This is a genomic window from Mameliella sp. CS4 (assembly GCF_019392335.1).
Taxonomy (GTDB): Bacteria; Pseudomonadota; Alphaproteobacteria; order Rhodobacterales; family Rhodobacteraceae; genus Antarctobacter.
In genome coordinates this window covers 42,024-55,612 of record NZ_JAHXRQ010000009.1, presented here as the reverse complement: position 1 = coordinate 55,612, position 13,589 = coordinate 42,024, and the positions used below count along the sequence as shown (strand labels likewise).

Sequence of the window (13,589 nt, the reverse complement as noted above, 5' to 3'; positions counted from 1 at the left end):
CTAGTCCGGGCGGGCGAGGATCTCTCTCAAGGTCTTGCGGATCACCCTGGTGCGTTCGCCCTTGCTTGTGCCTTTCTGGACCTGTTTGCCTTTGGAACGAATGACCCAGCCCAGGCTGGGATCAAACCATTCGGTGTAGCTTGTGTCCAAGTTGTCTGTTTCAAAGGTGTATTCGATCTCCCAGACCAACCGCCGCCCCGAGTCCGATGTGGCATAGATTTCGCAGCATCGCTGCAAGAGGGTCATGTGATAGATGGCCTCCGGTTCGGGATCCGTGTCCCAGTCCCAGTTTTCGGTCCATGTCATCCGCTTGCCGTTGCGCATCGGGTAGAACGGACCGCCCGTCTCTTCCGTGATTTCCACTTTCGAGGCGGCGGGGTCATTCAGGATTTCTGCGGCGGTCAAGCCCTTGCCCGGCACCAGGACACTCGAAGAATAGTCCGCACCGACGTATTTGAACCCGTCGCGTTGCACAAAGCCCTGGCATTTGCTGTTTCCCTCTTCGCACCACAAGTAGGCCACATGCCCCTCTGGTGCGGGCAGAAAGTGATAGGTGATATCATGGGCGTTCACATCATCCACATCATCCTCGATTAAATTCGTGATGCGCTCGCGGAATAGAAGCTGCAGCGCTGCCAGCGGGCCGGGATCGGGTTCTGTCAGGGTGTCGGACAAGGCTTTCATCGCCGCTTCGCGCTGCTTTTTCGCGTCTGTCGCCAGAGGTTCCAGCCGGTCTTTCTCTGTCTTGTAAAGCTGGAACTTCGCAAGCAACTCCGCCGCCGACTCGCGTGCGGCAGCCTCTGTGCCTTCGCGAATGATGGCAAGGTCACCGCGGACCCGCGCCAGGATCCTCTTGTCCTCAAGGTCACGCGCCGCGTAGATCGCCTCGACCTTGGCATGGATATCCAGGATCTTCGCCACATGAGGCGCGACGGCCTCGCGCGCGGGCGCGGCAAGGGGGTTTCCGTCCATCGCCTCGGCAAAGATCTCGGTCAGGATTTTCGCGTTGATGGCATCGGCCCGGGCCCAGCCTGAATCGTCAAGCACCTCTTCGATCTCTCGGGCCGTCTTTTTTGCCCAGTCCTCGAGCGCATCGCGCGACAGGCTGTCCAGATCGACGACTTCCTCTGCCGGAGAATCCGGCGCAGGCGCGTCCGGTTCAGCAGGCGGGGCATCGTCGCGCGCGGCCTCTTCGGCTGGCGGTTTGGCCGGCGCGGGCGCGTCGGGCGTCTTTTCTTCCGGCACAGCGGCAAGCCGGCGCGCGTCCTCTGCCGCCTCCAGCTCGCAGACCCGCTCCGCATGGCGCGACACCATCGCCGCCAGCGGATGTGCCTCGCAGGTCTCAAGGAACGTCTCATAGCCCGCGCAGCCAAAATCCGGCGCGGCCTCCAGCATCGCTTCGCAACGGGCATCAACTTGCGGCCCCTTCGGCACGGGCGCCGCCGCCTTCAGCACCACGCTTTCGGCGAGGATACGCGCCATCGGGATGGCAAAATTATAGCCCGTCCGATTGTCGCCCGCGTGGTGCAGCGCCACGACCTTGCGGTCGGTGATGCGAAAGACCGGCGAGCCGGAGTTGCCGCCCAGCGTGTCACAGCTGTGAACCAGCTTGCCCTGGGGCGAGACGGCCGGATCGTCGGCGGCACAGCCTTCGCGGCTGATGTGCTGGGCCTGGCCCTGCGGATGACCAATGATCCAGAGCAGCTCCGCATCCTCGGGCGCCTCTGCCGCAAGCTCGACCTTGCCAAACCGCGCCGAGGGATCGCCAAAGACCCGCAGCACCGAATAGTCCAGTGTCACACTGGTCTCGACCGGCGCGGTCGAGACCTGGAATTTCTCCGCCCCGCGCGCCTGTGCCCCGTCCACAAAACCGGCGACGAACTGCGCGGCCACGACCCCAAGGCCCCCGACCCCGGGGATGCAGTGGTTGTTGGTCAGGATATATTGCGCATCTACGATGAAGGCGGTGCAGACCCCGGTCTTACCATTGTCATAGAGCACGTCCAGACGCCCCACGGGCCGGCCAAGACGGCGCGGCAGGCTGTTTTCGCCGTAGGTCAGGATCGGCTCGTTCTGGTAATCGCCAAAAGCCTGTTCAAAGGTCAGGCCACCGCCACCGGCGGATTGTTTCGGCGCCAGGATCACCTTGCCGAAATCGGCGGGATCGAATTCGACCGGCTGGGCCGAAACCGGCGCGGCGCAGAGCAGGGAAAACACAAGGGCAAAGGATCGGATCATGGAGACCTCGCATCGGATGAGGTTTTCCATAGGCTAGAACGACACCGACCAAAGACCAAGGGCCGGTTTCCCGACGCTCGGTCACTGGCCTAGGGTCGGCAACCGCCGCCCGGCCCCGGCTGACAGGTCTTGAGCTGTTCCCGCGCGATCCGGGCGATCCGCGGGCTGGCCTCGATGATCCGCGAGAGGGGCACCGCCACGGCGTCGCCCTCGGGACCGTTGCCCGACCGATGCAGCGCGGCCATCGTGAGGGGCCGCGAGATATCGAAAAGCGGCGCGCCAGAGGTCCCCGGCAGGCTGTCGCAGCCGTGGCCCAGAAAGCCGTCTTCGGTCATGGCGGGGTCTGTCGCGGCGCAGTCACGGCGGGCAATCCGCATCGGTCCCGCCACCGGATGGGCGATCATCCACAATGGCTGCGCGGCAAGCACCGAGCGGCGTGCGAACCGGACGGTGCCATACCGCAGTGACGGGGCGCCAAAGACCTGCAACAGCGCATAGCCCGTCTCGCTGTCGACCTCGACCGGCGTGTGATCGACGGTGTAGGCCTGCGCAGACGACGGCATGTCACCATCGTCATAGCCCATCACCAGCGTCATCGACACGATAATTCCCCCGGCAGGCAGGCAGAGATCGGAGGTCAGGATCAGATCCTCGCCCACGATGACGGCGGTACAGTGGCGCACCTTGTTGCCATTGCTGGAATAAAGCACATCCAGCCGTCCGACGGGCGAGGCGGCGATGCGCATCGGACTGTTCCGGGAAAAGACCGACAGCGGCTCGTTCATGTTCCGGGTGCCGGCCGCGCCGACCCTGACCGACCTCACCGGAACCGGCTGGACCACGCGGCCAAAGGCCATGGGGTCGCCTTCGAACGGTTCCGCCTGGGTCATGGAGGTCAGAAACGCAAGGCCCAGGGAAGCCGCGATGGCAGTGAAAGAATAACTTTTGAACATCCAGACCTTAGAAAACAATTTGGAGGGGGCTTTGGCAAGCGTCCGGCAGAGCTCACGCCTTCGGACAGCTCCAGCCCTCGTATCGCCAACGCCACCCGGCCAGGGCCTTTTCCAACTCATCGGTATGAGAGTCGAAATCCGTGCCCGCGACCGCGCGCTCCTCGGCAAAGGAAAACCCGCCATCATCGATTTCGCTGAGATCGAACCCCTTGATGGCCAGGAAATCCTGTACCACCGTGGCGTTGATGTCGCCCGCCGGGCTGGGCGTGGCGCGATGCACCACGCGCCGCGCCCCGCTGCCGTCGTCGCCCCGCGCCGCAAGCTCTGCCCTCTGCGCGTCGTTGCGCGCCTGATTGGGGGCCTTACGCTTGCGGAACAGGCCGAACATCAGTTGATGAGCTTGGGCTTTGCCATATGGGTCGCGGATTTCGGCATCACGCCCAGCCGGCGCGCCACCTCGGTATAGGCATCGGCCAGGTTGCCCAGGTCGTGACGGAACACGTCCTTGTCCAGCTTCTGACCGGATTCGATGTCCCAGAGGCGGCAGCTGTCGGGCGAGATTTCATCGGCCACGATCAGGCGCTGGTAATCGCCGTCGTAGACCCGGCCGACCTCGATCTTGAAATCCACCAGGCGGATGCCGACACCGTACATCAGGCCCGACAGGTAATCGTTGACCCGCAGCGCAAGCGCCACGATATCGTCCATGTCCTGTTGGCTGGCCCAACCGAAGGCGGCGATATGCTCCTCGGTTACCAGCGGATCGCCCAGCTTGTCGTCCTTGTAGCAGTATTCGACGATGGGGCGCGGCAGGGCCGTTCCCTCTTCGATGCCAAGACGCTTGGACATCGACCCGGCGGCATAGTTGCGCACGATGATTTCCAGCGGCACGATCTCGCAGGCGCGGACCAGTTGTTCGCGCATGTTCAGCCGCTTGATGAAGTGGGTCGGGACCCCGATACCGTTCAGCCCGACCATAAAGAACTCGGACAGGCGGTTGTTCAGCACCCCCTTGCCTTCGATCACGTCCTTCTTCTCGGCGTTGAAAGCGGTGGCGTCGTCCTTGAAGTATTGCACGATGGTGCCCGGCTCGGGGCCTTCATACAGGATCTTCGCCTTGCCTTCGTAGATTTTCTTGCGCCGTGCCATCGGGGCCCTTTCCAAACGGATAGACCGCGCATGGAGAATCCCGGCGCGGTGGCGTTTTCCATAGTACAGAGCCCGTGATGCTGCAAGCCGGGCGCGGGCTGCGGCGCTACTGCCCCTTGCACCGGACGCCCCGGAGCGGCATATCCCAAGGGAAAGTTACGTTGCCGAGGGAGCCGCGCTCATGACCACCTTCAACGATCGCGAAAACGCGTTCGAGAACAAGTACGCCCACGACGAGGAAATGAAGTTCAAGGCCGAGGCCCGCGCCAACAAGCTTCTGGGTCTCTGGGCGGCGGAACTGCTGGGCAAGACCGGCTCTGACGCCGACGCCTATGCCGTCGAGGTCATCAAGGCCGATTTCGAAGAAGCCGGTCACGAGGACGTGGTGCGCAAGGTCGCGGGCGACCTGGGCGACAAGGCCACCGCGGATGAGATCCGCTCCAAGCGCGCGGCGCTGCTGGTCATGGCCAAGGACCAGATCATGAAAGAGGCCTGAGGCCGTCTTTCACTGGACAAGAAAAAGGCCAGCCGCTCTGCGGCTGGCCTTTTTCTTGCGGAATCCCGTTTCTTGCAGCGATCAAAGGGCCGTCAACGCTGTTACGCCGCAGCTTGACCATCGAGCCGCGCCTTTAGTGCGGGCGGCAACAAACGTCTGGTGATGATGCGTGGGAAAGGCAACTCCGCGATAGCGCGTTCCTCACCATAAAGTTCAATGTATTCGGCGAAATTGTCAAAGGACCGCCGACCGATGTAGTCGATATATGTTTCGGCCTGTGCGCCATTGGCTGGATGACGTCGTGGTTCTCGGTCTCGATATGGTAGTAGGTCGCACGCTCAGGCGCCGGATCGAATGTGATTCTCGCCCCGTTCACCAAGACGCCAGCGTTGACCGCCAGCCCGTCGATAATGAGCGCGTATTCGGGTGTCAGAACCAGATCGGTATGCGGCTGGCCATCGCCGAGCGCACCCGCCGCGACACGGACGGGGCGCGCACCTTCACCTCGAAACAGGTTGAGCCGTGTTTGCCGCCCCACCCATTTGACAGGGATGTCGCGGCCGTCAGTCGCCGTGATCAGATCTCCGACCCGAAGCTCCTGTATGGCCACCTCACCTGACGGCGTATCGATCAGGGTTCCTTCAAGAAAACAGTTGGCAACCGATCCATCAAGAGCGACCGGCAAGGGCACCGGTACCGGGTCACTGAGAGCGTATTGAAGGGTGAAAAGCAGTTCGAGGTTCGGATCATTGTTCGGAATGTAGTATTTGTATTGATAATCGTTAACCTTCTCAGCAAATATTGCGTATAATTCACCGCCAATATCAAATGCATATCCAGTATAGGGTGCAATACTACAAGTTAAAGTCGAATCCAGATCTATTGGATCACCCTCTTCGAGAAAATCCAATGTCTCCTCATCAAACAACTCTCTTTCCAGCCCGCTCCAGTTGGTCGTGCCTACAGGCTGTGTGTTTGCCCAAAAACCAGGCAGCGCCAGATCCGACGGAACGGGACCTCAAAAATACAGAGCGTAGGAAAATGTAAGTGTCATCGCCGGATAACCTATATTTCTAAAGGGCCAAATTCTGCTTTGGCAGCACTCCCTTCAAGGACGTGAAAAGATTACCTTTGAAATCGAAAAACAACCGGCAACATCGCCCGGCCGCCACACACATGATTTCCAACGATTGCCTCCATGAGATCGACTTTTGCCCGTATCCGATCTGGACAATTCTGACGCACTCTTGCACAGATGCGCGGCAGATACGGAACGGGACTCCCTTGAATGCACGATACGCTGCGCGGCTGCCTTTGGATGACAGGGGCCATCGCCTCTTTCACCGTCATGGCCATCGCCGGGCGCGCGGTCAGCCTCGATCTCGATACCTTCGAGATCATGATGTACCGGTCGCTCATCGGCATCGTGATCGTGTTGGCGGTGGCCGGAATGGCGGGCACCCTGTCGCACATCACGACCCGCAACATGCGCACCCATCTGGTCCGCAACGTGTTCCATTTTTCCGGCCAGAACCTCTGGTTCTTCTCGATCACCGCGATCCCCTTGGCGCAGGTCTTCGCGCTTGAATTCACCTCGCCCTTCTGGGTCATGCTCCTGAGCGCGCTGATCCTTGGCGAAAGGCTGACACCCAACCGGGTGGGCGCGGCGATCCTGGGCTTTGTCGGCATCCTCATCGTCACCCGCCCCTCGCCCGAAACCGCCCATATCGGACAGCTGACCGCAGCCCTGGCGGCCATCGGCTTTGCCGGGTCGGCGGTCTTTACCCGGCTGCTGACCCGGACGGAACGGATCACCTGCATCCTTTTCTGGCTGACCGTCATGCAGGCGGCTTTTGGCGTGATCTGCGCCGGGATCGACGGCGACATCGCCCTGCCCGCCGCCAGCAGCCTGCCCTGGGTGGTGCTGATCGCCTTTGCCGGGCTGATGGCCCATTTCTGCCTGACAACGGCGCTCTCGCTGGCCCCTGCAACCGTTGTCATGCCCATCGACTTTGCCCGGCTGCCGGTGATCGCGCTGGTCGGCATTCTGGTCTACGCCGAGGCGCTGGACCCGCTGGTCCTGCTGGGCGCGCTGGTCATTTTCGGCGCGAACTACGGGAACATCTGGTTCGAAACGCGCAAAACCCGGTAATCAAACCGTTTTCCACGGCCACCGACCCCGCATGCCAGGTGTTACAATTTCGTAACGTTGCGTTGCGGACACGGTTGCTGACGTTTCGTCACGAATTGACCGTTCAGTTAACCCCTCAATAGCTTATCCACAGGAGACTTCCCACACTCAGGGATAGAGGGACAAAATGAAAAAACGACTTATAGGGGTGGGCGCGCTGGCGCTGGCACCGCTGGCAGCGCAAGCTGGCGGCATAGACCGTTCGGGCCAGTCGATCGGCGTGATCTTCGAACAGGGCACCTATGCCGAGCTCAGTTTCGGCTCGGTCTCGACCGATGTGTCCGGTGTGCAGGTCGTCACCTTTCCCCCGGCGCTGGGCGGATCGACGGCGGGCAGCAAGTCCGGCAACATGACGAACGACTACCTGCAGTTCGGCGCCGCCTTGAAACACGATTACAACGACAAGTTCTCGGTCGCCCTGATCTTTGAGCAGCCGTTCGGCGCCGACGTGGAATATGACACCGGCACCGGCTATTTCGCATCCAGCGCCACCGCCAAACTGCAGTCCGAAGGGCTGACAGCCGTCGCCCGCTACAAGTTCAACGAGAACTTCAGCGTGCATGGCGGCGTCCGCTACCAGCGCCTCACCGCCGAGGCCTTCATTCCCTATATCACGCTGCCCGCCGGGCCGCTGGCCGGCACGCCCTATAGCGCGGATACCGAGCGTGACGCTGGTTGGGGCTACCTCCTGGGGGCGGCCTATGAACGGCCGGACATCGCCCTGCGCGTCGCGCTGACCTACAACTCGGGGATCCAGCACGATCTTCCGACCGTCGAAAACTCGGCCATCGGCCTTGCCAACAGCTCGACCACTGGGATCAAGACACCGCAATCGGTGAACCTGGAATTCCAGACCGGCATCGCCCCGGACACGCTGCTTTTCGGGTCCGTGCGCTGGGTCGACTGGAGCGAGTTCGAAATCCGGCCCACCGATTACGACACGCTGACCGGCACGCTGGCCGGCGGCCCGGGCGTTGCGCTTGTCTCTTACAAGGACGACACGATTACCTACAACCTCGGCGTCGGCCGCCGCTTTACAGAGAACTGGGCCGGCTCCGTCTCGGTCGGCTATGAGCCGGCAAACAGCAACTTCGCCTCCAACCTCGGGCCGACCAACGGCAACTGGAGCGTCGGCCTCGGCGCCGCCTACACCAAGGGCATGTACGAGATCTCGGGCGGCGTGCGCTATGTCCAGATCGGCAAGGCAGAGACCGAGGTCGGCCCCTTCTCGCCCGCGACCTCCTTTGACGACAACCACGCAATTGGCGTCGGCATGAAATTCGCGGTCAACTTCTGACCGCGACACGCGCGACCACAGCTTGACCCGGGGCCGTCCAACGCCCCGGGTTTTTCCGTCCCGCAGTCCGCGCCTTTGCGCAGGTTTCGGATCGCGCCACCTGTCGCCCGGGACTAATCCGGTGCCATGACACAGACCTCCCTCTCCCCCCGCGCCTGGGCCGAGCTGATCTTGCTGGGCCTGATCTGGGGCGGCTCCTTTCTTGCCATCCGCACAGCGCTGGACGAGATCGGGCCGCTCACCTCTGTCCTCTTTCGCACCGGTATCGCGGCGCTTGTGCTCTGGCCGGTGATCCTCTGGCGCGGGATCGCCCTGCCCAGCGGATGGCGCACCTGGCGCGCGCTCTTGGTGATGGGCGTGCTCAACAACGTGATCCCCTTTACCCTGATGGCCTGGGGGCAACTGCACATCCCGTCGGGCCTGACCTCGATCCTCAATGCCACCACGGCAATCTTCGGCGTGCTGGTGGCCGCTGCGGTCTTTGCCGACGAACGCCTGACCACGCGCAAGGCGCTGGGGGTCACGCTGGGCTTTGCGGGGGTTGTGACGGCGATCGGACCGGCGGCGCTGCTGAACCTCGACCTGACCTCGACCGCGCAGCTTGCGGTGATCGCGGGCACGCTGTCCTATGCCTGCGCCGGGGCCTGGGCGCGCGTGCACCTGCGCGGGCTGGCGCCCCTTGCCGCCGCCGCCGGGATGCTGACCTCTTCGACGCTGGTGATGGCGCCGCTGACCCTGATGACCGAAGGCCTGCCCAGCCTCGCGCTCTCCTCTGCAACCTGGATCGGCATCCTCTATTACGCGCTGATCGCCACCGCGCTGGCCTATCTGCTGTATTACCGGGTTCTGGCGATGGCGGGCGCGGGCAACCTGATGCTTGTCACCCTCCTGATTCCGCCCGTGGCCATTGCTCTCGGCGCATTGGTGCGCAAAGAGGACCTGCACCCCGGGGCCTACGCCGGTCTTGCCTTGCTTGCCCTCGGTCTCACCATTCTGGACGGACGGCTCTACCGCAGGGCGGTCAAGGGTTTGACCTGACGGCGCGTGCCGCGTAATCCGGTTCAAACCGCAAATACGGGATGCGAACCGCGATGCTCTACCCCACTGCCCAGGCCTGGCGCGATGCGCCCAGCAAACGCGTTGTGCTTTATGCCATGTCGGGCCTCGGCAAGACACATGTGTCGAACCTTCTGCGCGAGGAAGGCGGCTGGTTCCACTATTCCATCGATTACCGCATCGGCACCCGGTACATGGACGAATACATCGCCGACAATGCCAAGCGGCACGCGATGCAGGTCCCCTTCCTGCGCAAGCTGCTGCTGACGGATTCCATCTACATCGGCTCCAATATCTCGTTCAACAACCTGACCCCGGTCTCGACCTACCTCGGCAAGCCCGGCAACCCCGAGCTTGGCGGGTTGACGATGGACACCTACCGCCTGCGCCAGTCGCAATTCGAACGCGCCGAACGCCAGGCCCTGCTGGACACCGAGTATTTCATCTGGCGGGCCGAGGATCTCTATGGCTATCCGCACTTCATCTGCGACACGGGCGGCAGCATCTGCGAATGGGTCGATCCCGCCGACCCCGAGGACGAGATCCTGACCGCGCTCAGCCAGCAGGCGCTGATGGTCTGGATCAGGGGCAGCGAGGCCCATACCGAGGAACTGGTCCGTCGGTTCGACCGCGCGCCAAAGCCGATGGCCTACCAGCCCGCCTTCCTCGAAGACGCCTGGGCACGCTACCTTGAGGAATTCGACCTGACCGAACAACAGGTCGACCCCGATACCTTCATCCGCTGGACCTATGCCCAGGCCCTGGCCCACCGCCAGCCGCTTTACGAGGCGATGGCCGGCAAATGGGGCGTGACCGTCGAGGCCACGGATATGGCCCAGGTCCGCGACCAGTCCGATTTCATCGAGCTGATCGCCGCCGCCCTGCCGCAGGGCTGATCCGCGCCACCGGCACGGGGCCCCTGCACAAGAAATGGACGCCCACGGCAATATCTTTGCCCGATCCGCCGCAGGCTGTTGCTAGGGACGGCCCCGACACATAGTGTCGGTCGCATATGCGAACATTCTGGTTCACATTCGGAAAGACCGGCGGACAAGGCGGGCCCCACCCCCATCGTCGCGCCGGCGCCCGTGAGGGCGGACCGGCGATCCGGGCCGGCACATATGTGGCTGGCACAAGGCCGCCCTGACGGCCCCAGTCGCCCCCGCCTCATCCCCGGTTTTAACCGCTTCCCCGTCGCCGCCCCGGCCAATTGATCCGGATCGGCGCGGGTGGCCCGTTTCTCCTGCTTGCCCCATGACAGCCGATCCCCTATCTAGGCCTCCGCGCCGTGAAAGGACCCGACCGATGCCCATCAAGCTGCCCTCCGACCTGCCCGCCTTCGACGTGCTCACACGTGAAGGTGTCATGGTCATGACCGAGGAACAGGCAGCCCGGCAGGACATCCGCCCGCTGCGCATCGGCTTGCTCAACCTGATGCCCAAGAAGATCCAGACGGAAAACCAGTTCGCCCGCCTGATCGGGGCCACGCCGCTGCAGATCGAGTTCAGCCTGATCCGCATGTCCGAGCACCAGACCAAGAACACCGCCGCCGAGCACATGGAGACCTTCTATAGGCCCTTCACCGAGGTGGCCGCCTCCGGCGAAAAATTCGACGGGCTGATCATCACCGGCGCCCCGATCGAACATCTGCGCTTTGACGAGGTGACCTATTGGGACGAGCTGCGCCAGGTCTTTGACTGGACCCAAACGCATGTGCATTCGACCTTCGGCGTCTGCTGGGGCGGAATGGCGATGATCAACCATTTCCACGGCGTGAAGAAACACATGCTGGATGCCAAGGCCTTTGGCGCCGTGCGGCACCGCAACCTGGAACCGGCCTCTCCCTACCTGCGCGGCTTCTCCGACGACATGGTGATCCCCGTGTCGCGCTGGACAGAGATCCACCGCGAAGAGGTCATCGCCGCGGGCCTGCCGCTCCTGATCGATTCCGAGGAAACCGGCCCCTGCCTCGTCGAAGATCCCTGTCACCGGGCGCTCTATATCTTCAACCACCTGGAATATGACAGCGGCACGCTGAAGGAAGAATATGACCGCGATATCGCGGCGGGGAATCCGATCAACGTGCCGGCCAACTACTATCCGGACGACGACCCGTCGAAACCGCCGCAGAACCGCTGGCGCAGCCACGCGCATCTTCTTTACGGAAACTGGATCAACCAGATCTACCAGTCGACGCCTTTCGACCTATCCTTGATCGGAAAGGCCCCCGTCGAAGCCTGACCGGGGGCCCGATCCGAAACCGGAGTAAAAGGTGTTGCGTATCCTGGGTGCCGTTCTTCTTTTGTCGTTGCTGGGCGGCTGCGCCGTCACGCAGATCCGGGCCGACCGCATGGAGCGTGACGCCGAGACACGCTGGCCCCCCGTGGGCCAGTTCGTCGAGGTCGACGGCCTGCGGGTCCACTACGTCCAGAAAGGCAGCGGCCCGGACGTTGTCCTGTTGCACGGGGCCAGCGGCAACCTGCGCGATTTCACCTTTCAACTGGTCGACCGGCTGGCGCGCGACTATCGCGTGACCGCCTTTGACCGTCCGGGGCTGGGCTATACCACGCAGCAGGCGCGCTTTCAGGGCGCTTTCAACGCCCGCGCGGAAACCCCGCAGGACCAGGCCGCCGCGCTGGCGGCAGCGGCGGCGAAACTCGGCGTCAGACGGCCCGTGGTGGTCGGCCACTCCTTTGGCGGTGCGGTGGCGATGGCCTGGGGGCTGGACCAGGACGCCGCCGCCGTCGTCAGCCTGGGCGGCGCGATCATGCCCTGGCCCGGCGCGCTCGACAGCCAATATCAGGTGCTGGGCAACCCGCTGGGCGGCGCCGTCGTGCCGCAATTCGTCACCGCCTATTACGGCCGCGACCGGGCCCGCAACGCCGTGGCGGGCATCTTTGCGCCGCAGGACGTGCCCCCCGGCTATCTCGATCACATCGGCCCCGGGCTCAGCCTGCGGCGCGAGACGATCCGCGCCAATGGCCGCCAGGTCGCCGCCCTGCGCCCCGCGCTGGTGAAGATGTCGAAACGCTATCCGCAGATGACGATCCCGGTCGAGCTGGTGCATGGCACCGCCGACACCACGGTCGGTTACGAAATCCACAGCGTCGCCGCCGACAAGCTGCTGCCCGACGCCCGCGTCACTCCTCTGGAGGGTGTCGGCCACATGCCCCAGCACGCCCGCCCCGGCGCCGTGATCGAGGCCGTCCGCCGCGCCGCCGAACGGGCGGGCCTGCGCTGAGACGAGGTACGCAACCAGGCGGACAATGGTTTGCGTTAATCCTCTTAACATCCCATAGTGTCGGTCACTTAGACGCATGAGGCCCTCCATGACGCTCCCCTTCGACGGCGCCATTTCCAGCTACTTCGAGCATGACGCCCCCAAGCCCGTGCGCGAGGCGATCAGTCGCGCCGACAAGGACGACATCCTCGACACCAGCTATCCCTATTCCGAGGAGATGAAGCGCAAGGCCTATGAAAAGGAGATGGAGCGCCTGCAGATCGAACTGGTCAAGATGCAGGCCTGGGCCAAGGAAACCGGCGCCCGTCTCGCGCTGGTCTTCGAGGGGCGCGACGCCGCCGGCAAGGGTGGCACGATCAAACGCTTCCGGATGAACCTCAACCCGCGCGGCGCCCGTGTTGTAGCGCTCGGGAAACCCTCGGATACCGAGGCCACGCAATGGTATTTCCAACGCTACATCGACCACCTGCCCGCCGCGGGCGAGATCGTTTTCTTTGACCGGTCCTGGTACAATCGCGGCGTGGTGGAACATGTCTTCGGCTTTTGCGACAACGCGCATCGCGAGCATTTCTTCAGCCAGGTTCCCGCCTTCGAAAAGATGCTGGTGGACGAGGGAATCCATGTCTTCAAATTCTGGCTGAACGTGGGCCGCGCCGAACAACTCCGCCGCTTCATGAAACGCGAGAAGGACCCGCTGAAACAGTGGAAGCTCAGCCGCATCGACGTCGAGGGGCTGGCCCGCTGGGACGCCTATTCAAGCGCCATCCAGGAAACGCTGACCCGCAGCCACACTGCCCCCGCGCCCTGGACAGTCATCCGGTCGGATGACAAGAAACGCGCCCGCCTTGCCGCGATCCGCCACGTGCTGACCCATCTGGATTATGCCCGCAAGGACAACAAGGCCGTGGGCACGGCCGATTCCAAGGTCCTGGGCGGGCCGGAGATCTGGGAGGCCTGACGGGCCGGAC

The 13,589-nt window shown here is 63.3% G+C and carries 13 protein-coding genes; 8 read left to right on the top strand and 5 right to left on the bottom strand.

What is annotated here, in order from left to right; genetic code table 11:
* From KZZ07_RS12670 to purC, 4 genes are all read right to left on the bottom strand, one after another.
* Positions 1 to 2,238, bottom strand: coding sequence for a trypsin-like serine peptidase (locus tag KZZ07_RS12670; protein WP_219514575.1), 2,238 nt, complete (start codon positions 2,236 to 2,238; stop codon positions 1 to 3).
* Between the two features lie 89 nt (positions 2,239 to 2,327).
* Complete coding sequence (locus KZZ07_RS12665; RefSeq protein WP_219514574.1) at positions 2,328 to 3,191, bottom strand: trypsin-like serine peptidase; 864 nt, start codon at positions 3,189 to 3,191, stop codon at positions 2,328 to 2,330.
* 52 nt (positions 3,192 to 3,243) lie between these two features.
* Complete coding sequence (locus KZZ07_RS12660) at positions 3,244 to 3,579, bottom strand: hypothetical protein (RefSeq protein ID WP_219514572.1); 336 nt, start codon at positions 3,577 to 3,579, stop codon at positions 3,244 to 3,246.
* Positions 3,579 to 4,340, bottom strand: coding sequence for a phosphoribosylaminoimidazolesuccinocarboxamide synthase (gene purC / locus KZZ07_RS12655; protein WP_219514570.1), 762 nt, complete (start codon positions 4,338 to 4,340; stop codon positions 3,579 to 3,581). Before purC ends, KZZ07_RS12660 begins: the two co-directional genes overlap by 1 nt.
* A gap of 181 nt (positions 4,341 to 4,521) precedes the next feature.
* Here purC and KZZ07_RS12650 point away from each other — a divergent pair, with 181 nt between their 5' ends.
* Positions 4,522 to 4,836 (top strand): DUF1476 domain-containing protein, encoded by a 315-nt coding sequence (locus KZZ07_RS12650; protein ID WP_219514569.1) that lies wholly within the window; start codon positions 4,522 to 4,524, stop codon positions 4,834 to 4,836.
* Between the two features lie 133 nt (positions 4,837 to 4,969).
* On the opposite strand, the gene KZZ07_RS12645 is transcribed toward KZZ07_RS12650, so the two are convergent.
* Positions 4,970 to 5,764 (bottom strand): Hint domain-containing protein, encoded by a 795-nt coding sequence (locus KZZ07_RS12645; RefSeq protein WP_219514568.1) that lies wholly within the window; start codon positions 5,762 to 5,764, stop codon positions 4,970 to 4,972.
* Between the two features lie 360 nt (positions 5,765 to 6,124).
* On the opposite strand from KZZ07_RS12645, the gene KZZ07_RS12640 reads away from it, so the two are divergent.
* The 7 genes from KZZ07_RS12640 to ppk2 all read left to right on the top strand — a co-directional run bounded on the left by KZZ07_RS12640 (position 6,125) and on the right by ppk2 (position 13,579).
* Entirely contained in the window at positions 6,125 to 6,988 is an 864-nt protein-coding gene (locus KZZ07_RS12640) for a DMT family transporter (RefSeq protein WP_219514567.1), read from the top strand.
* A gap of 166 nt (positions 6,989 to 7,154) precedes the next feature.
* Positions 7,155 to 8,324, top strand: coding sequence for an OmpP1/FadL family transporter (locus KZZ07_RS12635; RefSeq protein ID WP_219514566.1), 1,170 nt, complete (start codon positions 7,155 to 7,157; stop codon positions 8,322 to 8,324).
* Positions 8,325 to 8,450: 126 nt separating this feature from the next.
* Positions 8,451 to 9,362 carry a DMT family transporter gene (locus tag KZZ07_RS12630; protein ID WP_219514565.1) on the top strand — a complete coding sequence of 304 codons (912 nt, stop codon included), beginning with the start codon at positions 8,451 to 8,453 and terminating at the stop codon, positions 9,360 to 9,362.
* 53 nt (positions 9,363 to 9,415) lie between these two features.
* Positions 9,416 to 10,276, top strand: a complete 861-nt coding sequence (locus KZZ07_RS12625; RefSeq protein ID WP_219514563.1) for an ATPase — start codon at positions 9,416 to 9,418, stop codon at positions 10,274 to 10,276.
* 409 nt (positions 10,277 to 10,685) lie between these two features.
* Positions 10,686 to 11,621: a homoserine O-succinyltransferase gene (locus KZZ07_RS12620; RefSeq protein WP_219514562.1), complete on the top strand. Its 936-nt coding sequence runs from the start codon at positions 10,686 to 10,688 to the stop codon at positions 11,619 to 11,621.
* A gap of 31 nt (positions 11,622 to 11,652) precedes the next feature.
* A complete protein-coding gene (locus KZZ07_RS12615) occupies positions 11,653 to 12,621 on the top strand; it encodes an alpha/beta fold hydrolase (protein WP_370631147.1) in 969 nt (322 codons plus the stop codon).
* 88 nt (positions 12,622 to 12,709) lie between these two features.
* Positions 12,710 to 13,579 carry a polyphosphate kinase 2 gene (gene ppk2, locus KZZ07_RS12610; protein ID WP_219514561.1) on the top strand — a complete coding sequence of 290 codons (870 nt, stop codon included), beginning with the start codon at positions 12,710 to 12,712 and terminating at the stop codon, positions 13,577 to 13,579.
* Positions 13,580 to 13,589: the final 10 nt, after the last annotated feature.

Coding starts and splice junctions, on each gene's coding strand:
- KZZ07_RS12630 (WP_219514565.1), top strand. CDS start 8,451: ATGACACAGACCTCCCTCTCCCCCCGCGCCTGGGCCGAGCTGATCTTG.
- KZZ07_RS12650 (WP_219514569.1), top strand. CDS start 4,522: ATGACCACCTTCAACGATCGCGAAAACGCGTTCGAGAACAAGTACGCC.
- purC (WP_219514570.1), bottom strand. CDS start 4,340: ATGGCACGGCGCAAGAAAATCTACGAAGGCAAGGCGAAGATCCTGTAT.
- KZZ07_RS12660 (WP_219514572.1), bottom strand. CDS start 3,579: ATGTTCGGCCTGTTCCGCAAGCGTAAGGCCCCCAATCAGGCGCGCAAC.
- KZZ07_RS12635 (WP_219514566.1), top strand. CDS start 7,155: ATGAAAAAACGACTTATAGGGGTGGGCGCGCTGGCGCTGGCACCGCTG.
- KZZ07_RS12670 (WP_219514575.1), bottom strand. CDS start 2,238: ATGATCCGATCCTTTGCCCTTGTGTTTTCCCTGCTCTGCGCCGCGCCG.
- KZZ07_RS12665 (WP_219514574.1), bottom strand. CDS start 3,191: ATGTTCAAAAGTTATTCTTTCACTGCCATCGCGGCTTCCCTGGGCCTT.
- ppk2 (WP_219514561.1), top strand. CDS start 12,710: ATGACGCTCCCCTTCGACGGCGCCATTTCCAGCTACTTCGAGCATGAC.
- KZZ07_RS12625 (WP_219514563.1), top strand. CDS start 9,416: ATGCTCTACCCCACTGCCCAGGCCTGGCGCGATGCGCCCAGCAAACGC.
- KZZ07_RS12640 (WP_219514567.1), top strand. CDS start 6,125: ATGCACGATACGCTGCGCGGCTGCCTTTGGATGACAGGGGCCATCGCC.
- KZZ07_RS12620 (WP_219514562.1), top strand. CDS start 10,686: ATGCCCATCAAGCTGCCCTCCGACCTGCCCGCCTTCGACGTGCTCACA.